The sequence below is a fragment of the Pedobacter caeni genome, assembly GCF_900129215.1.
Classification (GTDB): Bacteria; Bacteroidota; Bacteroidia; order Sphingobacteriales; family Sphingobacteriaceae; genus Pedobacter; species Pedobacter caeni.
On the sequence record NZ_FQUQ01000001.1, the window covers coordinates 1,098,017 to 1,124,538 of the forward strand.

24 protein-coding genes and 1 pseudogene are annotated in these 26,522 nt (G+C 42.9%); 14 read left to right on the top strand and 11 right to left on the bottom strand.

The genetic code is table 11. The features are described from left to right. Positions 1 to 7 precede the first annotated feature (7 nt). Positions 8 to 1,003, top strand: a complete 996-nt coding sequence (locus tag BUC20_RS04625; RefSeq protein ID WP_073229481.1) for a Kelch repeat-containing protein — start codon at positions 8 to 10, stop codon at positions 1,001 to 1,003. Positions 1,004 to 1,053: 50 nt separating this feature from the next. On the opposite strand, the gene BUC20_RS04630 is transcribed toward BUC20_RS04625, so the two are convergent. Then, entirely contained in the window at positions 1,054 to 1,422 is a 369-nt protein-coding gene (locus BUC20_RS04630) for a winged helix-turn-helix transcriptional regulator (RefSeq protein WP_073228003.1), read from the bottom strand. Positions 1,423 to 1,515: 93 nt separating this feature from the next. Here BUC20_RS04630 and BUC20_RS04635 point away from each other — a divergent pair, with 93 nt between their 5' ends. After that, positions 1,516 to 2,256, top strand: coding sequence for a 3-oxoacyl-ACP reductase family protein (locus BUC20_RS04635; RefSeq protein ID WP_073228006.1), 741 nt, complete (start codon positions 1,516 to 1,518; stop codon positions 2,254 to 2,256). Positions 2,257 to 2,319: 63 nt separating this feature from the next. Here BUC20_RS04635 and BUC20_RS04640 read toward each other — a convergent pair whose 3' ends face one another. The 5 genes from BUC20_RS04640 to bla all read right to left on the bottom strand — a co-directional run bounded on the left by BUC20_RS04640 (position 2,320) and on the right by bla (position 8,882). Continuing rightward, the gene (locus tag BUC20_RS04640) at positions 2,320 to 3,570 is read right to left on the bottom strand and encodes a hypothetical protein (RefSeq protein ID WP_073228009.1); all 1,251 of its coding nucleotides are present in this window, start codon (positions 3,568 to 3,570) and stop codon (positions 2,320 to 2,322) included. Positions 3,571 to 3,616: 46 nt separating this feature from the next. Next, entirely contained in the window at positions 3,617 to 4,090 is a 474-nt protein-coding gene (locus tag BUC20_RS04645) for a DUF4625 domain-containing protein (protein ID WP_073228011.1), read from the bottom strand. Between the two features lie 22 nt (positions 4,091 to 4,112). Then, entirely contained in the window at positions 4,113 to 4,961 is an 849-nt protein-coding gene (locus BUC20_RS04650) for a DUF4625 domain-containing protein (protein WP_084528534.1), read from the bottom strand. A 10-nt stretch (positions 4,962 to 4,971) separates the two neighbouring features. After that, entirely contained in the window at positions 4,972 to 7,386 is a 2,415-nt protein-coding gene (locus BUC20_RS04655; protein ID WP_073228013.1) for a TonB-dependent receptor, read from the bottom strand. 602 nt (positions 7,387 to 7,988) lie between these two features. After that, positions 7,989 to 8,882: a class A beta-lactamase, subclass A2 gene (gene bla, locus BUC20_RS04665; RefSeq protein ID WP_073228017.1), complete on the bottom strand. Its 894-nt coding sequence runs from the start codon at positions 8,880 to 8,882 to the stop codon at positions 7,989 to 7,991. Positions 8,883 to 9,052: 170 nt separating this feature from the next. Here bla and BUC20_RS04670 point away from each other — a divergent pair, with 170 nt between their 5' ends. Next, a complete protein-coding gene (locus tag BUC20_RS04670; protein WP_317042760.1) occupies positions 9,053 to 10,339 on the top strand; it encodes a prephenate dehydrogenase in 1,287 nt (428 codons plus the stop codon). On the opposite strand, the pseudogene ribB reads toward BUC20_RS04670, so the two are convergent. From ribB to yiaA, 4 genes and pseudogenes are all read right to left on the bottom strand, one after another. Next, a pseudogene (gene ribB, locus BUC20_RS04675) lies at positions 10,332 to 10,943 on the bottom strand (3,4-dihydroxy-2-butanone-4-phosphate synthase); the annotation flags it as partial. The gene BUC20_RS04670 and the pseudogene ribB overlap by 8 nt on opposite strands. Positions 10,944 to 11,038: 95 nt before the next feature. After that, entirely contained in the window at positions 11,039 to 11,908 is an 870-nt protein-coding gene (locus tag BUC20_RS04680) for an AraC family transcriptional regulator (protein WP_073228022.1), read from the bottom strand. A gap of 15 nt (positions 11,909 to 11,923) precedes the next feature. Then, positions 11,924 to 12,421, bottom strand: coding sequence for a hypothetical protein (locus tag BUC20_RS04685; protein WP_073228024.1), 498 nt, complete (start codon positions 12,419 to 12,421; stop codon positions 11,924 to 11,926). Between the two features lie 22 nt (positions 12,422 to 12,443). Further along, positions 12,444 to 12,869, bottom strand: coding sequence for an inner membrane protein YiaA (gene yiaA, locus BUC20_RS04690; protein WP_073228027.1), 426 nt, complete (start codon positions 12,867 to 12,869; stop codon positions 12,444 to 12,446). A 188-nt stretch (positions 12,870 to 13,057) separates the two neighbouring features. On the opposite strand from yiaA, the gene BUC20_RS04695 reads away from it, so the two are divergent. From BUC20_RS04695 to BUC20_RS04740, 10 genes are all read left to right on the top strand, one after another. Next, the gene (locus tag BUC20_RS04695) at positions 13,058 to 13,639 is read left to right on the top strand and encodes a hypothetical protein (protein ID WP_073228029.1); all 582 of its coding nucleotides are present in this window, start codon (positions 13,058 to 13,060) and stop codon (positions 13,637 to 13,639) included. A 310-nt stretch (positions 13,640 to 13,949) separates the two neighbouring features. Continuing rightward, on the top strand, positions 13,950 to 14,261 hold the full coding sequence (locus BUC20_RS04700; RefSeq protein ID WP_073228032.1) for a hypothetical protein: 312 nt from the start codon (positions 13,950 to 13,952) through the stop codon (positions 14,259 to 14,261). Between the two features lie 190 nt (positions 14,262 to 14,451). Continuing rightward, positions 14,452 to 15,567, top strand: a complete 1,116-nt coding sequence (locus tag BUC20_RS04705) for an efflux RND transporter periplasmic adaptor subunit (RefSeq protein ID WP_073228035.1) — start codon at positions 14,452 to 14,454, stop codon at positions 15,565 to 15,567. A gap of 6 nt (positions 15,568 to 15,573) precedes the next feature. Then, positions 15,574 to 20,076: an efflux RND transporter permease subunit gene (locus BUC20_RS04710; protein ID WP_073228038.1), complete on the top strand. Its 4,503-nt coding sequence runs from the start codon at positions 15,574 to 15,576 to the stop codon at positions 20,074 to 20,076. A gap of 146 nt (positions 20,077 to 20,222) precedes the next feature. Continuing rightward, complete coding sequence (locus tag BUC20_RS04715; RefSeq protein WP_084528538.1) at positions 20,223 to 21,278, top strand: sensor histidine kinase; 1,056 nt, start codon at positions 20,223 to 20,225, stop codon at positions 21,276 to 21,278. Next, positions 21,265 to 22,026 carry a LytR/AlgR family response regulator transcription factor gene (locus BUC20_RS04720; RefSeq protein WP_073228041.1) on the top strand — a complete coding sequence of 254 codons (762 nt, stop codon included), beginning with the start codon at positions 21,265 to 21,267 and terminating at the stop codon, positions 22,024 to 22,026. The genes BUC20_RS04715 and BUC20_RS04720 overlap by 14 nt, the downstream gene beginning before the upstream one ends. 75 nt (positions 22,027 to 22,101) lie before the next feature. After that, positions 22,102 to 22,668: a Crp/Fnr family transcriptional regulator gene (locus tag BUC20_RS04725; RefSeq protein ID WP_073228044.1), complete on the top strand. Its 567-nt coding sequence runs from the start codon at positions 22,102 to 22,104 to the stop codon at positions 22,666 to 22,668. 91 nt (positions 22,669 to 22,759) lie between these two features. Further along, the gene (locus BUC20_RS04730) at positions 22,760 to 23,338 is read left to right on the top strand and encodes an NAD(P)H-dependent oxidoreductase (RefSeq protein WP_073228047.1); all 579 of its coding nucleotides are present in this window, start codon (positions 22,760 to 22,762) and stop codon (positions 23,336 to 23,338) included. A 35-nt stretch (positions 23,339 to 23,373) separates the two neighbouring features. Next, positions 23,374 to 23,985, top strand: a complete 612-nt coding sequence (locus BUC20_RS04735; protein WP_073228049.1) for an ExbD/TolR family protein — start codon at positions 23,374 to 23,376, stop codon at positions 23,983 to 23,985. 182 nt (positions 23,986 to 24,167) lie between these two features. Further along, a complete protein-coding gene (locus BUC20_RS04740) occupies positions 24,168 to 24,479 on the top strand; it encodes a hypothetical protein (RefSeq protein ID WP_073228051.1) in 312 nt (103 codons plus the stop codon). A gap of 74 nt (positions 24,480 to 24,553) precedes the next feature. Here the strand turns inward: BUC20_RS04740 and BUC20_RS04745 are convergent, their stop codons facing one another. Next, positions 24,554 to 24,955 (bottom strand): GNAT family N-acetyltransferase, encoded by a 402-nt coding sequence (locus tag BUC20_RS04745; RefSeq protein ID WP_073228054.1) that lies wholly within the window; start codon positions 24,953 to 24,955, stop codon positions 24,554 to 24,556. A gap of 33 nt (positions 24,956 to 24,988) precedes the next feature. Between BUC20_RS04745 and BUC20_RS04750 the strand changes: the two genes are divergently transcribed. Then, entirely contained in the window at positions 24,989 to 26,515 is a 1,527-nt protein-coding gene (locus tag BUC20_RS04750) for an aminotransferase-like domain-containing protein (protein ID WP_234994442.1), read from the top strand. Positions 26,516 to 26,522 lie beyond the last annotated feature (7 nt).

Below are 26,522 nucleotides of genomic sequence, written 5' to 3' on the forward strand. Positions count from 1 at the left end.
TATGATCATGTTGAAAAAACTACTGAAAGTGTCCCTGTTGATAATCGTGGTGATGGCATCTGCCTGCAAAAAAGATAAAAAAGACGATCCTAAAGAATGGGTTCTGGGCTCTGATTTTGAAGGGGTTCGGCGGAGTGGGGCAACCAGCTTTGTTGTTAATGGTAAGGTGTATGTTACCGGAGGATTTGATGGCGAGAAAAGATTGAACGACTTATGGACCTATAATGAAGACAAGGCCAACTGGACCAGAATTAAAAATGACAAAGATGAATTCGTCGTTTTCCCGGGTAAAGCCAGAAATTATGCCGTTTCATTTACTATTGAGGGAAAGGCTTACGTTGGAGCCGGCTTTGATGGTAAGGATGCCCTTTCTGATTTTTATGAGTATGATCCGGTTGGGAAAACCTGGAAAAAGGTAGCTGCTGATTTCCCTGGTGAAGCCAGATACGGAGCTGTTGCCTTTGCGGCTAATGGTCTGGGAGTGGTAGGCACAGGTACAAATAAAACCGGAGATCTGGTTGATTTTTACAGCTATAACCCTCAAACTGATCAATGGAAGAAAGTAAGCAGTTTACCCAGCTCTAAAAGATCAAATGCATTTACCTTCACGATCGGAGATGCCGTTTATATTGGTGGCGGACTTAATAACGGGAGGTATTTGTCTGACTTCTGGAGGTATTCCGTTAAAGGAGACACCTGGGAAAAGCTGAATGACCTGAACCAGCCTAAAAAACCACATGAATATAACCTGAGCCGTCAGTTTGCCTCTACATTTGTGATCGGAAATAGTGGATACATTGTTGGAGGAAGCTCCGGACAGCTTTTAAACTCGGTATGGAAATATAGAGCTGATATGGACGACTGGAAGCAATACGATGATTTTAAAGGAGCAGCAAGAGAGGCTGCAATTGGTTTTGCGATAGGCAATAAGGGCTTTATTACCACCGGAAGAAACGGATCAACATTGTTTGATGATACCTGGGTATTTACACCCAGCAAATAATCACAGGGTAGATCATCACCTCGTAAATCATTAAAAGAGGGGCTTGTATGTTAAACAAGCTCCTCTTTCTGATATTTGGCCTTATGGTTGTTTCCCCATTCCGACATCTTAGTGAGCATGGGTTGCATACACAATCCATCTTCAGTGAGTTCATATTCGACCTTTGGCGGAACCTGAGGATGAACAATCCTGATCAGGATCCCATCTTTTTCAAGTTCTCTCAGTTGCTGTACCAGCATTCGCTCCGAAACCCCTGCTATAGAATCCCTGAGTTCGCTATACCTTACTTTCCCATCCATTAAGCGGCAAATGATCGTAGGCTTCCAACGACCTCCAATAATGGACAATGCGTAGGAAGTTCCACACATTTCTCTTAGCCTTTTTTCGTTAATATTGTTCGTAGAGCTCTCTTTTCTCATTTCTTACGTTTTAGTAAGTACCTAACAATTTGATGTGTACCCTTATTTTCAAATATCTAATTATAAATTTGAATAAAATATAGAAAACTTCATATGACAAATTTAAAGAATAAAATAGCATTGGTTACAGGCGGAAGCAGAGGGATTGGTGCAGCTATTGTAAAAAGACTAAGTGCTGAAGGGGCCAAAGTAGCTTTTACTTATGCCAGTTCGGGAGCAGCATCTGAAAATCTGGTAAAAGAAATTGAAAATAACGGAGGCCAGGCAATTGCCATAAAAGCAGACAGTGGCAGTTATGAAGAAGTGACCGGAGCAGTAGAAAAAGCAGCAGCGCATTTCGGCAAAATAGACATCCTGGTGAACAATGCCGGTGTTGCAGATGGTAAAGCTTTTGAAGAATATACGCAGGAAGACTTTAACAGAATGTTTGATGTGAATGTAAAAGGGGTGTTTTTTGCCACTCAGGCAGCCATAAAGCACATTCCTGATGGTGGAAGAATCATTACCATAGGCAGCTGCCTGGCAGAAATCGTGACGGTTCCTAACCTCACCTTGTATTCTATGAGTAAATCAGCTTTGGTTAGTTTTAACAAAGGACTGGCTCGCGATCTTGGCGACAGAAGAATTACCGCAAACCTGGTAAATCCGGGACCAACAGAAACGGATATGAATCCGGCTACAGGGCCATCAGCAGATGCAGCAAGAGAGAGAATGGCAATTAAAGAATACGGAACGGCCGAAGGAATTGCTTCGTTAGTAGCCTGGGTTGCCGGCGAAGAGTCGAAGTACATGACCGGGACTTCATTAACAATGGATAGCGGAACAAATATTTAAATAAGTATCGGGTATAGCCTGGAGAATTTACACAAGGCCATACCCGATATTTTTTACCGGATATTAATCATTATGACCTGCATTACTCTCAAACCCTGTAAGCGCAAGCTTTACCGGACGTGAGGATACTTTATGTCTGATGATTTTGCGGAAATCAGTCAGGTCTATCTGAACAACCTCTCCACTTGCAGGTAAGGAAATGTACGCGAACTTAGCTGTCGCTTCAATAACCGGTTTGTAGGTATCGGTTGAAGTAACTGCTGAAATTGCTGTCCCTTCCCTGGTTAGCTGCCCGCTGCTGAGGTTATAAATTCTCAATTTTCCATCAAGCGTTAACAGCAACAGGTTCTTTCCTGCATAGTCAAGCTTGCATTGAAAGACATCATTGCCAGCATATATTGGCGAGATCTTATCTGTTTTAATGTCAATCAGGTAAGCTCCTTTTGTGGCCACGAATCCAACGAATTTATCTGCGGCATCAGCATAGTAAATGCTTGCCAAACGAAATGCACCAAAACCATCAGGGTTTGGAATTACCCTTTGCTCTCCGGTAGCTTTAACGACTAAAACCCCACCTGCTGTTGCCGTTGAATTTGTAAAACCACCAAAAACAGCATTCCCACCGTCGCTGGCATTGCCATGAATGTTACCAAACTCTAATTTAGATGGATGGATATGCTTGCCATCTTTGTCAATAACGATCACCTTCGTTGGTGCTGCACCGGCACTTGCGGTTGTGGTAACCGCAATGGTGCCATTGTCAAAATTGGCCATTGCACCATGGTGAGGTAACAAGCCGGCATTGATGATCTTGAATTTTGCCCCAACCGTATGGAAGTCGGATTCTTTTCCCAGGCTCAATGTGCCCTCACTATCGTTGAATATCAATACCTCATCCTTTACACTTTTGTAATGTGTCGGCTTTGCTGCAGTTGCAGAGATGGATGCCCATTTTGGGGAACCATCAACATCAACATGATCCTGATGGCTTTGAAGACCTGTATCAAAAATTTCAACCAGGTTTTCCTTTTGGTAGATCACCGTTGCATAACGTTTGTTTGCTGTTCCATAAAGTGTTGCCAAAGGGTATTTTGCATCATAGGAGGTAATGGTCCCGGTAAAAGGATCAACCTGGGTGATTTTGTTAGAAAGCTCATCGGCAACCAATACCCTCAGGTATTTGAATTCTTTAGTCGCAGTAGTTTCCGGAGTTTTCGGATCTACCGGTTCAGCCTTGTCTTTTTTACATGCAGAGACTGAAGCAATGACGATCATCCCCAGTAAGATTTTCTTAAAAAGTTGTTTGTTTAACATGTTGTTTTATTTAGTAGTAATTGATATTTTTCTATTTTAAAGCAGGTTACAGCAGTTTAATGCTGATTCCTTTTATCGTTTGCCATCCTGCTTTGTCAGTTAGTCTGATCATAAAATGATAGTCACCAGGATCGGCATCTGCCGGAACCACCAGCTCTTCATTAATGGTAAATGATTTTTGCCCTGCAGCAATTGGAAAAGTTTTAATGAGCAGGAAAGGATTTACCGGCTTCTTAACGGGCTCCATATTACAGTTACTTACTTCTGTACTGTGTGTATGGTGATCGAAATTATGATGAATGTCTATGCTGGATGACCCCAGTTCTACGTTGTCATGAAAGCTTGCCCTGAATATGAATTTTTCTCCCCTTCTGATACTGCCGCACTGTTTAGGGAATGCGCTTGCGGCAGTAATGTCGATTTCCGGGTAACTGGTATCCACCTCAGCACTATCTTTTTTACAGCCTGACAAGAAGTATCCGGCGATGAGAATACCTGGAATAATGTACTTTTTCTTCATTATAATATGTGTTTTGTGTTTTTTACTGATAATCAATTACGATCGGAATGCTTTTATGCAGACTAAGGTTATGTAGCTTATTCTCATAGATGAGTACAAAATTGTACTTCCCTGACTCCCATTTTTTTAGTCCTGTAATTGCTGAGGGCTCAGGGGAGTTGGAATCTCTGTCTGCGCCAATGGTAATGGTGTTGAACATTCCCCAGGAAGGGCTTTCGTTGCTGACAAACCTGCCGATTACTATAGCCTTACTAAAATCAATATGAGCTACTGTTTCAGGATAGTGTTTTGCGCTTTCTTTGATCAGCACAGCGCATAACGTACCTTCGCCCTGTACGTCGTTTACAGTGAAACGCGCTGTTAACACCTCTCCTTTTTTGTAAACTTTATTTTCTTCGGGAACGGTGCGGAGGCTAAAAGCCGGATTAAATGGCAAGTCAGACTGAGCCATAATGTTGAAGTCCTCTTTAATCACTAATTGTGTTCCATTCTGATCTGTTACGATCAGTGAAAAGTCGTACTTACCCTTTGGTGCATCCTTTGGAATATCAAAATGTCGGTGGACATTGGTATTCTTTGCATCCTTGTAACTCTCCCATGCCAATTCAAATTTCCATGGAGCAGTGTAAGTCTCCCCGGCTTTTTGAGTAATCAGGACTTTAACAAGCGCTATTTTATGGCCTGCAAGGATATCGGCATTGAGGTGAAAATCTGCACCAATAATTCCACGTTTGTTATTATTGGTTCCTATTTCTACGTTTGTTGCTGTTGGTTTAGGAAGATTTGGTTCCGCGGTTTTGTACTTACTACATGCACTGAAAATTGCCAGACTTATGAACAGGACAACCATCATTCTTTTTGTTTTCATCATTTGTGTTTCGTTAATGGATTTGATTTTTATTGATTTTAAATGGGATACTGATGGATAAAATGAGATTCCTTCCCGCCTCGGGCAATTCAATAAGCCTGTAAAAACTGGTATGATTTAGATATTTTGTGTTGAGCAGGTTTTGCGCCTGCAGGTTTACCGAGACCGGCATTCCATTTACATTTATTTTTGTTCCGGCCTGAATGTTAAAAATCCCATAACCCTCTGTCTTCTTTTCCGGGGGAACGATACGATGTTGCTTAGCCGTGATCCGGTAATCAACAGAAAAATATGCGTTTGTTAGAGCTTTACTAAGATCAGCGCTATAGGTCAGGTTCAGCAGCAAAGAAGGCGGTGGGGAGAATGGAAGTACATATCCCTTTTTATCTCCCGACAGCTGTTTGGCATAGAGGTATTCGGCAAGGGCTTCTGTACTCAGGTTTTTCAGCAATTTTAATTTAAGCTGCAATTCGGCACCATAACGCATCACCCTGCTTTGTGCGTATTGGAAAATCTGATTTCCTGCACCATAATCATAGTCGTGATCAGCTGTTGGATTTAAATAGATGTAATTCGGAAAGTAGTTATAGAAAGGACTGAAAGCGACCGACCATTTTTCCGCTTTCCAGCTTAAGCCAAGATCTGCCTGATAAGAAAGCTCCGGGGAGAGGTTAGGGTTTCCTTTTTCGTAGCTGAAATAGTGGTAATTTACTCCGTTTGCGCCAAGTTCTTTCGGAATTGGCATTCGGAAACTCTTACCCATGTTCCATTTAAGTTCGAACTGGTCTTTATTAAAGTTGATACCCAGGGAATAAACCAGACTGTTAAAGGTCCTTTTTAAATCCGCAGCTCTGGTTAGATGCTGATAAACCTGTGGATTCCCTGATCCTACAGGCGAAAGAAACCAATCCTGATAATGATCCAGATGGACATTTCCAAAGTCATAGCGCAGGGCTCCATGAACAAACAGGTTATTGTTCAATTTATATTTATCATAAACAAACAACCCTGCGGTAAATTGCCTGAAAGCAGGAACCAGGAAGCTCCAGCCATTGATCTGATTGTTCTGGTATTCGCTGTTTAGACCAAAGTTCAGCTCATGTTTTCCTAACTGAAGCTGATCACTCAGGTTCGCAGCATATACCCGCTTGTCAAACTCACGTTCCAGATCGGATGGTTCCTTCCGATCTGCAGGATAGATTGGAGGCATATAACCATGGTTGACATAGTTACTATGTTCCTGACGAAAATTATGCTGATAACCAAGGTCAAATTTCAGTCTGTGGCCATTGAATTCAAAAACAGTTCTGTTGATCAGCTTAAAATGGTTCACCTCCTGTTTTGGCATCAGGATATCTCTGGAAGAAGCATCATGTAGCCCTGCATCTACCCTTCTGGGTTCCAAACCATGCGCGTTGGCAAAAAAACCGCTTTTTTGATGTACGTTACTGAAATAAAGAACTGAACGGAAAGCTCCTTTTGTGTATCCTGTACTGAAGTGCAGGTCTGTCTCGCGTCCTGCGGTATTTCGTAAATGTCCTTTGTTAAGTGCTACCGCATAATCATAGATATATACTGAATCTGCCGGGACTTTATAATCTCCATAATTCTGATAAGTTATTCTGGAATCAAAAAACCAATACTTCTTTCTGCCATTTAGATTTAACGAAGTACCATACCATCCGTTGTTCGTTTTCCCTATAAAATCAATTGCCCCACCTAAAGAATTTATTGCTGGTGGAAGTGGTGATTTTACGTCGATTACACCCGCTATGGCATCTGAACCATAAACAAATGAGGCGGCACCTTTAATCACTTCTACCTCAGCTGTTGAAAACTGATCTATTTCCAGTCCATGGTCTGCTCCCCATTGCTGCCCTTCATGTTTCATCCCTTTGTCTGTCACCACTACACGGTTAAAGCCCATTCCACGAATAAGCGGTTTAGATTGACCACTACCAATGCCAATGGTTTTGATCCCGGGAAGTCGCTCCAAGGACTTCATCAAACTACCACCAAGGTTCCTCAGGATGAAATCACGTTTTACGGTTTCGACATTCATCGATTCTTCCTGTTGCCTTTTTAAGGCCCGGTTCTCCACGATGTTGACATCTTCCAGCTGATGAAGTGCAGTATTTAATCTGACAATGACGAAAACGGAATCCTGCCGGAGGGAGACTTTTTGGTTATAGAGGGCGAACCCTGCCGCTGAAGCTAAGAGGTAATGGTCTCCTCTCCTGGTCAATTTGAAAGAAAAGCTCCCATCGAAACCTGATTTAACCGACTGGCTTAATCCCATAAGACTTAACTCAACGTCCCTGACGGGCCTTCCCAATGGGCCGAACACTTTTCCGGATAAACGATATTCCTGCGCAAAAAGCGCAGAACAAATGAACAAACTGATGATCAGGAAGCAAATTTTCTTCATAGTAATTGTAACGGCCATAAAAAAGCCATCCTACCGAATCTGTAAGATTCGATTAAAGCAGATGTAAAAGGATATTTTGATAAGTGCCCAGATTTGGGCGAAGCAGCGTTTATGACACTAAAGGAGGCCCCTTGTTGCTAAAACAAAGGACAAGAGTAGAAGATCTGCCTGGCAGGTATAAGCCGCCGTTTACTGGTTGATGAGTGATTACCGCAAAATCATAAAGAACACGGTCGGGTCTTATGGCATTGTTCTTTTGATGCAGGAAATGATCACAGATTTTACAGTGATCTGATTTCATCACTTTAACAATATGAAATGAATCTTCAGAATGATGGTTATGCGTATGATGGTGCAGGTACTGCAAATTTACGATACACAGAAACATCAGCATTATCAGGATGGAGAATGCCTTTGTTAAAGTTGTATGTAAAAAAATTACTTTCCGTTTCAAATCGCAACAAAGTTGCACTATATATCTGCGATTTGCAAAACATTTTCATTTTTTATTAACGGGTAATATAAAAAGCGCGTATTGTCCAGACGATTATTTACCAGACAACACGCGCTTTTTTAATAAAATATGGTTGATATAAACCTGGTTACTTTACCGCTTCATCAAAGGCTGCTTTGGCCAGCTCTGCAATGATCTTATCGACTTCTTTATCATCTTCTTTTGTCATCGATACAAATGCAGAGATGAGCATTTTTTTGCCATTAGGAAGGGTCACAATTCCAATGTCATTGGAACCTGAAATAATCCCCGCTTTATTTACTCCTGAGTTTCCGGTTTTATGGGCAACAACAGTTCCCTGAGGCAACAGGCCTTTAATTTTACCCGGTCCTGTTACGGTTTCTTCCATAATTTTCATTAAGAAATCTCCGGTAGCCTTTTTAAGGACTTTACCTTCCCAGAATTTTTTAAGCAATTGATTGGCCGCTTTTGGTGTAGTCCAGTTCCTGAACTGTACCTGATCATCTTTGTGCATCTCTTCCTCTGTTCCGGTAATAGAGATCTCTTTAATGCCTTGTTTTTTGATAAACTGATGTGCTTTTCCGGTACCTCCGATGAGCCTGAATAAAATGTCACAGCCGTTGTTATCGCTCTCCGAAACGGTGTATTTCAGGATTTCCGATAAAGGCAATTCGACATTTCCATTTGGATATTTATCGCGTATCGGGCTCCAGGTATCCTGAAGCAGGTCGCTTGGTTTGACAAGAATTTTTTGGTCGATACTGAATTTACCTTGGTCTACCTGGTTCAACACGGCCAGGGCAAGGTGAAATTTGTAGACACTTTGCATTGGATAATGCTTGTCGCCATTCACAGAGACGACTTTCTGGTTTTCCAAATACAATACGGAGAAGCCTACATCAGCTTTTTTAGTCCTGACGATGCTGTCCAGTTTTTGTTGGAGCGGGTTGGTTTGTGCAAATAATGCTGAGGAAAAAACGGATGCCGTCAGCGTTAAAAATAAAAAGGAATTACGTTTCATGTGACAAAGTTAATGTCTTTATGCATTAACTCTCCTTCTAACGTGTATGGCTTTAAAATATTCTGATATACTTAAACTTTTGTTCCCCTTTATGATGATGCTGATTTTTTGTGATGCTCATCATTTCTGATTAAAAGGAATTTTGCCTTATTTGCAGCGTTTAACAGCTGATGATGAATGTAGGAATTATAGGACTTGGTGATATGGGTAAAATGTATGCTTTAGGTTTTGCTAAAGCAGGTTATACCGTTTATGGCTCCGACCTTCCACAGCGGAGAGAAGAATTAAATGAAACGCTAAACCCCTATGGGATTACCATTCTGGAGGATGGTAAGGAAGTTTCCAGAATCTGTGATGTGATTTTTTATGCGGTAGAATCGGAAAAGATCGAGCAGGTATTGGCGATGTATGGCAGTTCGACTAAATATGGGGCAATTGTGGCAGGACAAACTTCGGTGAAACATCCGGAGATCACGGCTTTTGAGAAATACCTGCCTAAGGACATTCAGATCATCACCTGTCATTCTTTACACGGACCAGGCTTTGATCCTGCGGGTCAGAAAATGATTGTCATCCCCCACCGGACCAGTAATGAAGCATACCAGCGTATGACCGACCTCCTCTCCTGCCTGGGCTCTGAACTGGTAGAGATGAAAGATTACCGGGACCACGACCGCATTGTTGCCGATACACAGGCTGCCACACACGTAGGGTTTGAAAGTATGGGTACAGCCTGGGCATCGGCCGGCTTCTTTCCATGGGAAAATGCATCCTATCTGGGTGGAATAGACAATGTAAAAATCCTGACCACCCTTCGGATCTTTAGCTATAAAGCGCATATCTATGCGGGTTTGGCGATCCTGAATCCCTTTGCAAGGCAACAGGTGAAACGTTATGCCCAGTCGGAATCGGAACTTTTTAAGATGATGATCATGGAGGAAGAACAGGAGTTCAGAAACCGTCTTTATAAAGTCAGGGATTTTGTTTTTCATGAAAGCAGGAAACCATTGCTTCTGGATGATCAGGTGATGCAGGAATTTTCACTGTCTACCAGTCCGGGGGTACGGAAGGCCAATTCACACCTCAGTTTACTGAGTATGGCCGACGCCTGGTACCATTTACAGATCAACCCTTACGATAACCTGATTTGTCAGACTCCCCCATTTCGGCTGAGGCTGGGAATTGTGGAATACCTTTTCCGGAATGAGGACCTGCTGGAAGAGTCCATCCATGCAGCGCTATTTGATAAGAGCATCCGTGCAGACGACCTGGAGTTTCATTCCGCAGTACGGGAATGGGCATCCATCATCGGCTACGGGGATATGGAGGGCTATAAACAGCATTTTGACCAGACTAAACTGTTTTTCAAGGACAGGCTGGAGCATGGCCGTGAACAGAGTTCAGCGATGATCAAAAGGCTGACAGATCAAAATACTTTTCCTAGTGTTCCTTTTTAAGGTAAGCAATCAGGTCTTCGATAGAGATGATTTTCAACTGGTGTCTGGCGGCGATTTCCATCAGATCCGGTAAACGGGCCATTTCCCCATCTTCTTTCAGGATTTCTACCAATACCCCTGCCGGCTCCATTCCCGCTAAACGGGCAAGGTCTACGGTTGCTTCCGTATGTCCGGGTCTGGCCAATACACCACCTTCTTTAGCGCGTAAGGGAAAGATATGCCCTGGTCTGCCCAGATCAAAGCCTTTTACTTTTGGATCGATCAATGACCTGATGGTTTTTGAACGGTCGGATGCAGAGATTCCGGTGGTACAGCCGCTTCCCAGTAAATCAATAGAAACGGTGAAACTGGTTTCATAAGCGGCAGTATTATCGGTTACCATTTGATGCAGGTTGAGTTCATCACATCTATCTGCCGTTAAAGGAGCGCAAACCAGCCCCCTGCCATGACTCACCATGAAGTTAATCACCTCCGGGCTTGCATTCTCAGCAGCGGTAATAAAATCCCCCTCATTCTCCCGATTTTCATCGTCTACTACAATTATTACTTTACCGGCCTTAATCTCTTCAATGGCTTCGGCAATGCTGTTCAGTTTAACCTGCATGATGTGATATAGATTTAAAATTAGTTGCAAAGGTATCCCGGCCGGATTTCCCGATGTTAGGACTAAGGCTTGCTTTATTGGTACTTTTGCTGTAATTAAGCGACAGAAGATGCGGTTTTCCGAAACTCAGCAGGTGTTAATCCCTCCTGTTTCTTAAATTGACGGGAGAAATAAGAAAAGTCTTTAAAGCCAAGCTCAGCTGCGATCTGCCCCACAGTCCAGGGGCCGTGAATGAGCATTCTTTTTGCTTCCAGGAGTACTCTTTCCCGGATGAGTTCCCCTGCAGTTTTTCCGGTGATTTTTTTAGCAATCTCATTTAAATGGGCTGTAGTGATGAAAAGCTGTGCTGCAAAAAAGGAAAGTTTGGTTTCTTTTTTATAGTTCTGCTCGATCAGCTTTCTGAACTTCCTGAAGCTGAAGAGGTTGATATTGTCTGTCTCTATAGATTCTTCTGAAAGCATCATCCTCTGGATCTGAAAAAGAAAAGCAAGCAGGAGGTGCCTGATGACACTGGCCGAACGGTCTTTCCGCCCTGCCTCAAGATGTAGCATGTTTAATATGGAAGCCAGTTCCTTTGATTCGTCCGGGTTTAGGCTAAATGATGGTTTGGAATGACTGTTTTCGAGAAATGACAAGCCCATCAGGATTTCAGGGCTGGCATGACTAAGCGAAAGGAATTCTTCTGTAAACATGATGCTATAGCCTTTCACATTTTCCGATTGCCCCAGTTCATGGATCTGACCGGGAGCTATAAAGAAAAGTGCATCTGAGTCGAGGTCAAAGGTATGCTGATCAATCAGGTGCTGAGCAGGCCCTTTTTCAATCCACAATACCTCGTAAAAACTGTGTTTATGTGGCCATACCATACGCACAGGTTTTCCGATATCTTCAAACCTATCCATCATAAACTGTCCGGGAATAGAAAAAGAAGAGCTAAAATCTTCGAGATGGTAGCTGACGATCATGATCAATACTTTTTGTTAATACCTAACCGATGTCCAATGGATGAGTTTCCCACTGAAATCTCCGCTAAAATAAGACAATAATTCTTCAGCAGATGAAAAACCATCATTTATGGCCAGGGTATTCAGTTGTTCATCGTCCAGCTGATTTTCAGCAACAGTAACGGTATAGTTTTCCCCGGCAGCTTTTCTGATCTCGATTTTCTGAACACCGGTGCAGTGCAGCATCGGGGCAAACTGAAACTCATCTGAGGTATCTTTATAGATGACCATGGTGATTTCTGCGCCTGCATGCCATAATTCATCAGGATCTTTTCTGATCGTATGGATTTTTGGTTCCAGAAATTCGGTGTAAGCATCACCATCCCAGTTCCTGTCGAACTTCTGAATGTGACGTTCCTGATATCTGTAATGCTCATTGTCCAGATGTGAAGAAAGGGCCATGAGGCCCTTCCAGATCTTTTCAATGAAGTAATTCGGTTGGTCATTAATGACCGTTCCAAATGATAATTTCATTCTTTAATGTTGTTATTTAAGCTTAATTGTCTTCATTACGGTTGATGTGACCACCGCCACCACCTTCCGGTTTGTTATCCCTGGTATTTTTCTGTACGGCAATAGCGCCAAACATCGCCAAAAGGAAAGCAAAGGCATAAAACCCTTTTTCGCTTGGCAATAATGTGGCATTCCAAAGTCCAATGGTTAGTAAGACAATGGATAAAAGTGTAGCAAACCAGCTCAATCCATAATAGATGTCTGTTACAGGAATTCCTTCCAGCCTGTCCCTTACACTTTTTTGTACGGATACTACGGCAAACAAGCCAAACATCATGATGGAGAAGTAATATCCTTTTTCGTTGAGTTGCATTTCTGCTCTTGCTAAACCGACGAAATAGCCGATCATTCCCGCTCCAAGGGCGATCCAGGATACTGCGACGAAAGCGTTAGATGTTTTTTGATTCATAGTTTGTGTTTTTGTAACTGTAATTATAATGAATAATCAGATATAATTATTCATTCTGCAAAATATATTTACGGTAATAATTAAGGTACAATACCAGGAATACTTGCTTTAGCTCATTTAAGCATAATAAATTTTCAAAAACAAAACTTATATCGGTTTGTTAAAGAGATACATTTAAAACATATCTTATGAAAAAATTATTCTTAACTGCTAGTCTATGTGCCGGACTATTATTTGGCGCAAAAGCACAGATACAAAAAGGTAATGTATTTGTCGGTGCCTCCCTTTCAGATATTAGTTTTGGTCTGGATAAACCCAATACATTCAGTTTCAATATCAATCCAAAAGCAGCCTGGTTTATACAGGATGGGCTTGCCATTGGTGGTGAAGTGGATTTTGGTCTGACTACTCAAAAAGGTGGCGGAACAGGCATTAACTATGGCATTGGTGCTTTGGGAAGATACTTTGGCGCAACCGGAGCAAACGAAGTGGTGAAAAACTCAAGGTTCTTTGGTGAGGCAACTGTAGGTGTTAACGGAATTAATCCTGCTGGTCCTGTTGGAAATACCAATGGACTGGGTTTTAGTTTTGGTCCGGGTTTCACTTACTTTGTGACGCCAACTATCGGACTGGAAGGATTGCTAAAGTATAACGGTGTTGTCGGATTTGGCAGCAGTGCTTATGCGCATAAATTAACACTTGGTGTTGGTTTCAGCATTTACCTTCCTGGAAAAAGTACAGCAAGAAAAGTACAGAAAGATGTGAACTAACGTATACTTTCTTTTATAGCCTGTATAAAGGGGCAGTTGCTTTCGGTCGAAAGCAACTGCCCCTTTTCTTTTGATAGGATTTTCTTTTATAGCATTACCTAAACTTTTTCTTCCTGTAATCCTCCTTCTATAAAACTGGTAATCCGATTCCTAATCCCCCAAATTGTAGAATAATTCTACAATTAAAACAGATGAATAAATAGTTAAGTGTCTAAAAATCAGAACTGTGCCAGAAAATGTTTATTACGGCATCATTATTAAACCTACCCTAAACGTAATTAACAAGAATATTAACTGAAATACAACGAATATGAAAAAGATCATTTTATCAGCAGCATTTTTAGCTTTCGCAGGATTAACAGCAGCAAACGCAAGTGAAGTAAAAGAACCAGTAGCCATTACCGTTAAACAGGATAGCGTTACTAAAGCACCAGTTGAGTTGAAAGATTTACCTGAGCCGGTTAAAGCAACACTACAAACAGAACCCGTTAAAGCATGGACACCAACAGCTGCCTTCCTGGTAACGAATGCGGATAAATCTACTTACTATCAGATCGATATCAAAAAAGGTGAAGAAACAGCTTCAGTAAGATTAGATAAAGACGGTAAACCCGTAAAATAACGACAAGTTATTTCTATATATGCTATGAAAGAGCCGGATACGTCCGGCTTTTTTGCGTATAAGACATTTTATAAATTGATCCGCCTATTTCTCTAATTCGGTCGCCTTTTTCTACAACTCAGTCAGTTTCCTCCCCTCGTCACCCTGTGTATGGAATAATTTTGAAGAAATTATAAACCAATAAACAGAAATGAAAAAGGGAAAAAATATCATCATCTGGTTATCCTCCATAACCGGAATATTATGCTTTATTGTCTATGTTCTTCTTGACAATAAAGCTGCAGCCGACAGTGAGATAAAAAAAGACCTCAGCCCTGTCTCCTATGCGGTCTCTGCTGCTTATGCAACAGAAACAGAGGTCCCTGGCGCATCGGTATTCAGGGGACATATCGCCGCCAAAAACATCGTCAATATCTTTAGTGAAGGTGAAGGAAAACTGACCAGTTCTGCTATTCTGCTGGGTAGAAAGCTGAGCAAAGGCGAGGTGATCGGGCGGATCGACAAGACCATCAGGACCGCAGCCAATCAAATCAATGTATTGGGACTGGCAAAAGCAAAAACAGATTATGAAACGGCCAGGAGAAATGCAGCCCGGTTTGAAGCTTTGTTAAAAGAAGACAATGCTTCTTATGTGGAAGTAGAAAATGCCCGTTTACAGCTGAGCTCCGCGGAAATGCAATTGAAAACTTATCAGCAGCAGCTGACCATTTCCAACAAAGAAGTGGGACAGCTGAACGTTGTATCGCCCGCAAATGGAATAATTGTAGAGAAAAAATCAAATCCCGGTGATTATATCAGCCCTGGAACACTGCTTGGCGTGATTGCAGAAATGGACCATGTGCTGGTTAAAGTATTTGTTCCGGAACAGCTCATTACAAAAATACAGGTAGGCAGAACGGTGAGCATCCGGCCTGATGTTTATGTGAATACCAGCCTGAAAGGAAAAATTAAAACCATTATTCCACTGGCCAATGAAGCCAAAGCTTTTCCGGTGGAGATTGAAATCCCCAATCCTGAAACCACACCATTGATGAGCGGAATGAATGTTTCTGTCCATTTTAATGAAGATCTGTTCTCTAAAGCCCTCACCATTCCAAGAACAGCCTTATTGAGAGATGTTAAAGGAAACTATGTATATGTGATCGATTCCAGGAAAAATCCCCTGCGAAAAACAGTGGTTCCGGGCAGAGATATCGGGACTACGGTTGAAATCAAAGAAGGGCTGAAAAAGGGTGATCTGGTGATCAGCTCCGGCCAGGGAAATATCGAACCTGGAAAAGTATTGAAATCTTATACCTTAAATTAAAGCATCATGTCTATCACAGGTTTGGCCATCAAACGCCCTATCATATTTCTGGTCTTTTTCATCCTATTGGGAGGACTTGGCTTTATTGCCTACAAAAATTTAAAATACGAGTTGCTTCCTGATCTGGCAACTCCTTATGTAACGATTCTGACCAGCTATCCGGGTGCTTCACCTAAGGAAGTTGAAAACAGTGTCACGAAGAAGATCGAAGAAAGTCTGGGATCGGTCACTAAAGTAAAAAAACTGAGCGCCACTTCATCAGAAAACCTGTCTGTTGTTACGTTGGCATTCCTTGCAGATGCCAATGCAGATCAGGCTGTTCAGGATGTCCAAAGGGCGCTGAGTGGTGTACTTGCAGAAATGCCCACAGGCGTTAAAACCCCATATATCGACAAGTTTAACATCAATGACCTTCCTGTACTACGGCTGGGCATCACCTCCGGTTCTACTTCTGCTGCGCTATACCAAACGATTAAGGATAAGATCAAACCACGTTTGGCTCAGCTTAAAAGTGTGGGCAGGATTACCATACTGGGAGGGGAACAAAATGAAGTAAAAATCTGGATCGATCCCGATAAAATGGCCAGTTACCAGATTTCGAATATAGAACTGGTAGAGGCCATCCGTAAGAATAACAACGATGTTCCCCTTGGAAACATCAAAGATACTGATGCGGAACTGAGCATCAGAATGGCGGGAAAAATTACCGATCCTGCCCTGGTAGCTGATTTGCCCATCCGCATTTTTCCTGATGGCAGCGCAATCCGTGTCAAAGATGTGGCCCGTGTAGAAAATGCAGCCAAAAGTATCGAAGTGCTGAGCAGACTGGACAATGCCCCTTCTATAGGATTATTTGTGAACAAACAATCCGGTGCAAATGCCGTAGATGTTTCTGAGAAAGTAAGAGAGGAACTGAAATTGCTGGAAGAAGAATACAAGGATATTCAATTGAAATTCAACATTGCTCAGGATAGCAGTGAGTTTACGCTGAATGCCGCCAAGGCAGTGTATACCGATTTCTTTATCGCCATTATACTGGTGGCTTTGGTGATGCTGGTATTTTTGCACAGTCTCCGGAATGCAGTTATTGTGCTGATTGCGATTCCAACCTCACTCGTGACCGCCTTTATCATGATGTATGTGATGGATTACTCCCTCAACCTGATGACTTTGCTGGCCATGAGTCTGGTGATCGGGATTTTGGTGGATGATAGCATCGTGGTCTTAGAGAACATTTACCGCCATATGGAAATGGGCAAAGAAAAAGTGCAGGCTTCTTTAGATGGCAGGAACGAGATTGGCTTTACCGCACTGTCGATTACACTGGTGGATGTGGTGGTGTTTTTACCAATGGCATTGGTTCCCGGCCTGGTTGGAAGTCTGGTGAAACAGTTTTCCCTCGTGATTGTGGTCTCTACCCTGACCAGCTTATTTGTTTGTTTCACCCTCACCCCTATGCTGGCTTCCAGATTTGCAAAATTAGAACACCTGAGCAATGCTTCATTTTTCGGGAAAATCGGTCTTTTCTTTGAAAACAAAATCAATGATTTGATTGATTGGTATACCCGGGTGCTTAAAATCGCATTGCAACGTAAAATGGCTACTTTACTGATTACCATGGGCTTGCTCATCGCTTCTGTAAGCCTGGTGCTCACAGGCATTGTAGGTTCTGAATTTACACCAACCACGGATAAGGGTGAACTGTCCTTATTGATCGACATGCAGCCGGGAACGAAACTGTCGGCTACCGACGATGCAGTGCAAGCCGTAGAAGCAAAATTAAAATCAGTACCTGAAATCACCAAACTGTTTACCAATGTGGGGTATCAGTCGGATGGTTTTGGCGAAAATAACAGTGGAAATGTAGCGTCCATCAATATCTCCTTAAAACCAGGAAAGGAACGGAGCAAATCCCTTAATGACCTGAGCAGGGAAGTTCGCGCATTGGCGATGGAAGTGCCCGGTGTAAAGGCCAGGGTTTCCCCTATCGGATTATTTGGGGCCAATGATGCGCCGATTCAGATCCTTTTATCCGGAAATGAACGGGACAGTGTTTTTGCTGCTGCCGGACAGCTCATGGGCATTATGCGTAAAACTGCTGGTGTGGTCACGCCCCGCATGTCCTCAGAAGAAGGCAAACCGGAAATTGAGATCGAGATCAATCGTGAAAAGGCGGCTTTGTTAGGCCTGGACCTGGGAATGGTTGGTGCCAATATGAGAAGCGCCATTAATGGTTATGATGAGCTGAAGTTCAGAGGTACTGCAGAAGATGTGAATGTGAGGATTCAATTGCAGCAGGACCAGAATAGCCATACCGCTATGTTGCCAAAATACAGCTTCAACAATGATAAGGGAGAATTGGTTTACCTGGACCAGTTCGCGAAAGTAGTCCTGAAATCCAGTGCCACCAACCTTCAGAGGAGGGCAAAACAAGCGAGCCTTGTATTGTTGTCGCAGGTAACAGGAAGACCAGTTGGTGATGTTGGTGAAGACATTAAAGCTACCGTGGCAAAAATTAAAGTCCCTGCTGGTGTAAAGATCTCTTACGAAGGTGATCTGGAATTGCAGGGCGATGCCTTTACCCAGCTTGGGCTTGCACTGCTCGCTTCATTTACCCTCGTTTACCTGATCATGGTTGCATTGTATAACAATTGGGCATACCCGTTTGTGGTCCTGTTTTCTATCCCTGTGGCTGCTGTAGGTGCATTTTTAGCACTTGCCCTGACAGCAAAAAGTCTCAATGTGTTCTCTATTCTCGGTTTGATTATGATGATGGGACTGGTGGCTAAAAATGCCATCCTGCTGGTGGACAGGACGAATGAGGCCAGAGCAGAAGGTAAATCGCTCATGGATGCTTTACTGGATGCAGGAAGTACACGTTTAAGGCCTATTTTAATGACTACCCTGGCCATGGTGATCGGAATGTTGCCACTGGCCCTGGCAAAAGGTGCTGCTGCAGAAATGAACAGCGGACTGGCCTGGGTATTGATCGGCGGACTGAGCAGTTCTATGTTCCTTACTTTATTTGTAGTACCTGTAATTTACGATCTGATCACCAAGATGTTAGAAAAAACATCTGAAAAAAAAGAATCTGGTGGAGCAACCTCAGGTGGCGAAGCAGCGCCGGCCAAAGTTGGTCCTGCTTTGACTGGCCTTGCAAAAATAACCGGGGTATTTTTCTTGCTGCTTTTTGCAGGAAATATGGCCATGGCGCAAAACCGGAAGCTGAGCCTGAAGGAGGCATTAGATAAAGGGCTGTCTGAAAATATACAGATTAAACAGGCGGAGCTGGAAGAGCTGAAGGCCAGACATTTCAAGGCGGAAAGCAAAGGGAGTTTATACCCTGATGTTTCTGCCTCGGGTGAATATTTCAGGAATGTGAAATCACCGGTCATGTTTTTCCCGACTGTTGGCGTTGCCCCTGATGGCAACTTAATACTGGATGATAAAAATCTGACTCCGATAAACGCAGCCTCAAAGAACTCTTATTCCCTTACCGGAACGTTGACCATGCCTGTTTTCAACAGAGAAATTTATAAAGAGATAGCAGCTGCAAAATGGGATGAACAACTGAGCAAAGTGAATACGCTGTTGTCAAAAACGCAGTTGGCTGACGAAATCAGAAGGGCCTATTACCATGTTCTGGCAACTGAAGCAGGAAAAACACTGGTTAAACAATCGATTAAGCGGGCAGAGTTCAATCTAAGAAACAGCCGGAACCTCGTGAAACAAGGAATGGCTGTACCGGCAGATACCTTATCGGCCTTTATCAATCTGGAGTCCATGAAAATCAATGAACTGAGGTCGGATAATGAAATCCGGCAATCAAAGAATTTCCTGAAAAACTTAATTCAGCTACCATTGGCAACAGAAATTGACTTGACTGACGACTTGAAGGTGGATGCTGCTCCATTAACAGCAGCAGGTCCATTGGCTTTAGGGGATAGTGTTCTCCTTGAAAACCGTCCGGAAATGATCAGAAACAGCATTCAGATCAAGGCTGCGATGAATCAGATTGAACTGCAGAAAAGTAAATACCTGCCGAGCCTTAATTTCGTCAGTCAGTATCAGTTGCAGACCCAGGCAGATAATTTCAGGTTTGGGGATTACAGATGGCCAAACAGTATGTTTGTGGGCCTTCGGTTAACGGTCCCTATTTTCTCCGGATTTAAAACAAGTAACCGGGTAAAACAAGCCCAGGCCAGTGCAAAGATTGCTGAGCTGCAAAAAATAAAGCTGAATCAGGACATGTCCCTGGAATTGCTGAATGCGAAGAACAACCTGAAGACCAGCTGGCTGGAATGGGAACATCAGGGAAAAATTATTCCTTCGGCAGAGCGGAACCTTCAGCTGATTAGCAGCAGGTGGCAAAAAGGTGTGGTGAAATATTATGAGGTTGCAGATGCAGAGTTAAGCCTGATTCAGGTTAAAAACAACCATTTACAAGCGGCCTATGCCTATTTGATGGCCCAAACAGCCTATCTGAAAGCCATTAATCAACTTTTTTAAAGATGATGAAGCGATCGCGTACAGGCGCATGATCGCTTCATTACTTATAAAAGACCATGATATCCTGAAAAAATATATTCAATGCTGTTGTTGATTCTCGTAGTTTTGTTTGTGATCCCGTTTAAAACCATAAGACCTTAATTCTGATGCAAAAGTTAACCTACCGGCTGTTTAGATTGTACGGATACCCTTTTCTGACGGTGATCATTTACCTGATGTTTTTTTTCATGACCAGTGAGGATCATGCGAAGTCCTATGCTGATTATTCGCTTTACGATTATTGTCTGGAGGCATTTTACCTGGGTTATTTTGTCATCGTGACGATAGAATCGTCGATTCTGATCACAAGGACCCTCAACCAGTTTTTACCCTGGGAAAAATCACCGATCAACCGTTTTCTTCTGCAGCTGATGATTCAGATCGTGCTGCTAACGGTGATGTTCTATGGAACATCGATGTTGATCCAGGCGGTTTCGTTGAGTGCTTTTGAATTTCTGACAGAGTTGCTGATCCGTCAGGCCCTTGTCCTCGGTGTACTGATTTCTTTATTGAGTACTGCCGCTTTTACGATAGACTATTTTTTACACAAATGGACTGATGCAGAGCTGGAATCAGTTAAATTGAAGCAATCGGTAACGCAGGCGCAGCTGGATGCCTTAAAAGCACAGATAGACCCCCATTTTTTATTCAATAATTTCAGCACGCTGACCGCTTTGATCGAAGAAGATAAAGACATTGCGGTTAAGTTTCTTCAGCAGCTTTCTTCTGTATACCGGTATTTGCTCTCCAACCGGAGTCAGAGTGTCATTGCGTTGAAAGAAGAGTTGTCTTTTATCAGGTCCTATTTCTTTTTGTATGAGATGCGTTATGGGGACCGGATTGCATTACTGATAGATATTCCTGATGGAATGCTGGGTTCAGGGATCGCTCCGATCACTTTGCAATTGCTGATAGAAAATGCGATTAAACACAATGTGATCAGTGCATCTGAACCGCTGCACATCCGGATATACGGATTGGAAGACCATCTTTTTGTAGAAAATAACATCAACCTGAAAACCCATGTAGAGTTAAGCTCTAAGATGGGTTTGAAAAATATTGAAGAACGCTACCTTTTGTTATCGAATAAAACCCCTATTGTTCTTCAGACTCCAGATCGCTTTCAAGTTAAAATCCCCCTGCTGCCCTATGACCATAGATAGTTTAATTATAGAAGATGAATTGCCCAATGCCAGGCGATTGGAAAAGCTGCTCAATGAATCCGCTTATTCCGTTCAGATCGTTGGACGGTTGCAGACCGTAAAAGAGGCCATCATCTGGCTAAAGAGCAATCCTGCCCCTTCCCTGATTTTCATGGACATCAGGTTAAGCGATGGGCTGAGCTTCGAAATTTATAAAAACGTGGAGCTGCAGGCACCTGTGATTTTTACTACAGCTTATGATGAATACGCATTGCAGGCATTTAAGGTCAACAGCGTGGATTATCTGTTAAAACCAATCGATAAAGAGGCCCTGGAGCAGGCGCTTCAAAAATTCAGCATGCAACAGCGCAAACCGGATTATGAGTCGATGATGCAGTTGTTTGGTCAGATTCAATCAAAGCAGGTCATTTACAGGTCCCGTTTCCTCGTGACTTTCAGGGATCAGCTGATTTCTATTGCAGTGGAAGACATTGCTTATTTCGGTTCAGCATTCAAAACCACATTTCTGGTGACACATAAGGGAGAGAAACACTATATCAGTCAGACGCTGGAAGAATTGGAAAAAGAGATTAATCCTTCGTTATTCTTCAGGATCACCAGGCAATATCTGGTTTGTAATGCTGCGGTAGGTAAAATCCATATATTTTTTAATGGTAAGCTCAAGGTAGAATTGCGGCCTCCTGCGGAAGAAGAAGTGGTGCTGAGCAGGGATAAATCCATTGCTTTTAAAGAGTGGCTGGACAAATAAACCAGTTCGTCTATCCGGATAGAATGATATCTTTGAGGCCAAACTCAGGGAGATTATCATTTATTCTTATTTTCAATGATCAGCACTTTTCTAACGTCATTTAACATTTTCAGCCCTTCAGAGATTTCTGCTTTCGAAGAAAAGACCGCATTAAGGTCCATCAAAAAAGGGGAGTTCTTAATTCAGGAAGGTCAGTTTTGTAAGGAGGTCGCTTTTCTTAAAAGTGGCATTCTGCGGTCTTTCTTCAGCCCTGAATCCGGAGAGGAGATCACCTATTGTATCACTTTTCCCAACACCCTGACAACGGCATATTCTTCATTTATTACCGGAGCGCCTACTGTAGAGAATATTCAGGCGGTATCATCAGCCGAACTGGTGGTTGTTCAGAAGGCAGATCTGGACCTGTTGTCTCAGTCCAGCCTGAACTGGACCAGGTTCCTTAAAATGATTGCCGAACAGCAATATCTGGAACTGGAAAAGCGGTTATTCAGTTTTCAGAAAGAAAAGGCTAAGAAAAGGTATATGGATCTTCTGGAAAACCAGCCTGTATATGTTCAGCAAATCCCTTTGCAATACCTGGCCTCTTATCTTGGCATCACACCGAGGCACCTGAGCCGCTTAAGACGGGAAGTGACTTTGTAGTAGAAAAAGGCCTCGTTTTATAGACAAATGTCCTGTAGCCGGAATGCGCATCAGGATACCTTTGCCCTGAACAAATAAATATCAGGACAAAATGAACAAGATTCTAATTATAAACGGACATCCCAACCCGGAAAGTTTCAACCATGCACTCGCAGAAGCTTATAAAGATGGGGCCATAAAAGCTGGTGCGACCATTTCCCGGATCAATATCGGCGAACTTGATTTCAACCCAAACTTACAATACGGCTATACCAAAAGAATGGACCTAGAGCCGGACTTGCTGGAAAGCCTGGAAAAGATAAAAGCAGCAGATCATCTGGTCTGGATACATCCTGTTTGGTGGGGAGGCCCTCCCGCAATAATGAAAGGCTTTCTGGACCGGCTGTTCCTTCCCGGACTAACCTATCAATATAAGGAGAATTCCATGTGGTGGGACAAATTGCTGACCGGTAAGACCGCCAGAATCATTACGACACTGGATCAGCCAGGCTGGTATTACCGGCTGATGTATGGAAGGCCAAGCGTAAATCTATTGAAAAAGAGTACGCTGGAGTTCTGCGGGATTAAACCCGTAAAAGTAACCTATGTTGGTATCATCAAAACTGCACTGCCAGAGCAAAGACAAAAGTGGATCAATCAGATCTACCAGTTGGGTGTGCAGCAACGCTAACCGGTCAAACCTTTCACCTTTTATATTTTTAAATTATGCCCAGAGTAAAAGTCCAGAGGAAGGCGTTGACCATCGATATGACGGCCATGACCGATGTTTCCTTCCTCCTCCTCACCTTTTTCATCTTAACTGCCACGGCAAAACAACCGGATCCCCTGGATGTAAAAATTCCTACATCCACCTATACGATTAAGGTGCCTGATAAGGACATTGCATTGCTGACCATTGGGAAAGGGAAAGTGTTTTTTGAAGCCACTGGTCAGGACATTAAAATTGCGATGCTGGAAAAGATTGGTACACAATATAAAATCGGGTTCAGTGCTGAAGAGAAAAAAAGATTCAGCGTAATTGGTTCTTTTGGTGTGCCCGTTCAAAGCCTGAAGGCTTATATCATGATGGATGGGGCAAAACGGACTGCCTCAGGTCTGGAAACAGGTATCCCGGCTGATTCTGCAAACAACCAGCTGGCAGATTGGGTATTACATTCCAGGCAGGCTGTTGCAGAACTGCATTCCACAGCGATGAGGGTCAGTATTAAAGGAGATGCCAATGAAGAGTACCCCGCTGTAAAAAAGATCATCGACATCCTGCAGAAACAAAAGATCAATAAGTTTAGTCTTTTAACCAATGCAGAAGCTGCTCCATAAGATACGAGCATAAAAGCTGCTACCTTAAGCCACAAAGTGTAGCACATCTCTACAGTTAATTTAACCTCTTATTTTACAAATAGCTGTTTATCAATGCTATGCCACACCTGATTTGTTCTGGCATCATTATTAAACATAGTCTAATCGTAATTAACAAGAATAATAACTGAAATACATAAGATATGAAAAAGATCATTTTATCAGCAGCATTTTTAGCATTCGCAGGAATCTCAGCAGTAAACGCAAGTGAAGTAAAAACTCCGGTAGCAATTACCGTGAAACAAGATAGCACTACAAAAACTCCGGTTGAATTGAAAGATCTTCCGGAAGCAGTAAAAACTACTTTGCAAAGTGAACCAGTTAAAGCATGGACTCCGGTTGCAGCTTTCCTGGTAACTAACGCAGACAAAACCAAATATTACCAGATTGATGTGAAAAAAGAAGCAGAAACTGCTTCCATCAAAATTGGTGAAGATGGTAAAGTAATTCAATAGGTCCCTATTGAGCAATCAATGTATGTTTAAAAAAGGGGTCGGAGTAATCCGGCCCTTTTTTTTTGCTGTTCTTTTTATACTGCTCTTCTGATGAGAAATGCATTGTCAAGATGCTCCATCCCGATTTTGGGGTAATAGCTCATCGCTGTTGGGGCGGATAACAACAACAGCATCGACTCCTGCCCTATGCATTCTTTTGTCAGCGCCACCAGTTCCTTTCCTATTCCGCTTTTTTGATAGTCCAGATGAACAGCCAGATCTGAAAGGTAACAGGAATAACAGAAATCTGTAATTGATCTGGCAATCCCCACCAGGTTATCGCCATCCCAGGCGGAAACGATCACATTGGAGTTCTCATACATCTTGTGTATTCGCTCAAAATCCCCTGTAGGTCTGCTTAAGCCCGAACTTACATACAATGCAATAATTGCAGCAGTATCCGGACAAAGGTTAGTTTTATAAGTAATGTTCCTCATATTTCGTTTTTTTTATTCAAAAGTACAGGACAGATGGACTACCTTTACTATCCAGATTTAAAAAACAGAGTAGTCCAGATGCTTCCATTTACCACCCTCCTCTCCATCGACAAAGAATCTCCGCAACCGATCTTTCTACAGATCGCAAACAATGTGGTGAACATCATCCGGGAAGGACAAATCAAACCCGGAACGATGCTTCCCGGTACCCGTGAGCTGGCTAAACTTTTGAACATTCACCGTAAAACCGTCATTGCCGCCTACGATGAGCTCTATGCACAAAGCTGGATCGAGGTGATCCCCAGAAAAGGTGCCATGATTGCACAGAACCTGCCGGATTTAAAACCACAGCGCTGGAACGAGCCCAGATCGGGTTCCTATGGAGAATTTCTGGCCGCCCCTTTTTATCAGATGGAAACACATACGCCTATTGTATCTGTCCCTGGATTGAGGTCTCCGGAGTTCATCATCGATGGAGGATATCCGGATTCCAGGCTGGCACCATTGGATTTGCTGAACAGAGAATATAGAAGCAGGTCGAAACTGGCTTCGGCCAGGAAATGGCTTCCGGGATCTTTAGGCGGAGGATCTCCATTACTCAGAGAAGCCCTGGTCGCTTATCTTCTGGAAAGCCGCGGACTAAACATTGAGGCACAGCATACCATGACCACCCACGGTGCTCAGATGAGCATTTACATTGCTGCCAGTTTATTACTCCAGGCCGGAGATGCGGTTATCGTAGGCGATCCGAGCTATTTTATGGCAAATATGGTATTCGAAAAGCTGGGTGCCCGTCTGGTTAAAGTTCCGGTAGATGCCTGGGGAATGGATATGGATGCCGTAGAGCAAGCCTGTAAAAAGCAGCAGATCAATGTGCTTTATGTGATTCCACATCACCATCATCCGACCACAGTAACTTTAAGTCCACAGCGGCGAATGAGGTTGCTGGAACTTTCCAGGAAGTATAACTTTGCCATTATTGAGGACGACTATGATTACGAATTTCATTATAACTCGGCCCCCTATCTTCCACTCGCCAGCAGTCAGCATGAAGGAAGAGTGATCTACATCGGCTCTTTTTCTAAATCTATTGCTTCTTCCATAAGGATCGGCTTTATGGTGGCTCCTGCCGATTTTATCCGGCAGGCCATTCAAATGCGGATGATTATCGATCTGAGAGCGGATCATGTCCTGGAAGACGCACTTGCGGCACTGATTCAAAACGGAGATATCGGCCGCTATTTAAAAAAGGCAAATAAAGCCTATTTCGACCGGCTGAATAACCTCTGCACACTATTGGACCAGGAGCTGAAAGGAATCGTCAGTTTTGAAAGACCTTCGGGCGGAATGGCGATCTGGGCAAACTTTAATGAAGCTTATCCACTGGCTAAAGTTGCAGATGCTGCGATAAGCAAAGGATTGTACATTAGTTCCGGTATTCATTATCATGGCAATCCGCAGCATAACAATTCCATCCGGATGGGTTTTGCAACGATGAACATAGCAGAGATGAATGCAGCAATTGAAATCCTTTGCAAGGTGTTAAAAGCTAAAATATAATGTAGCT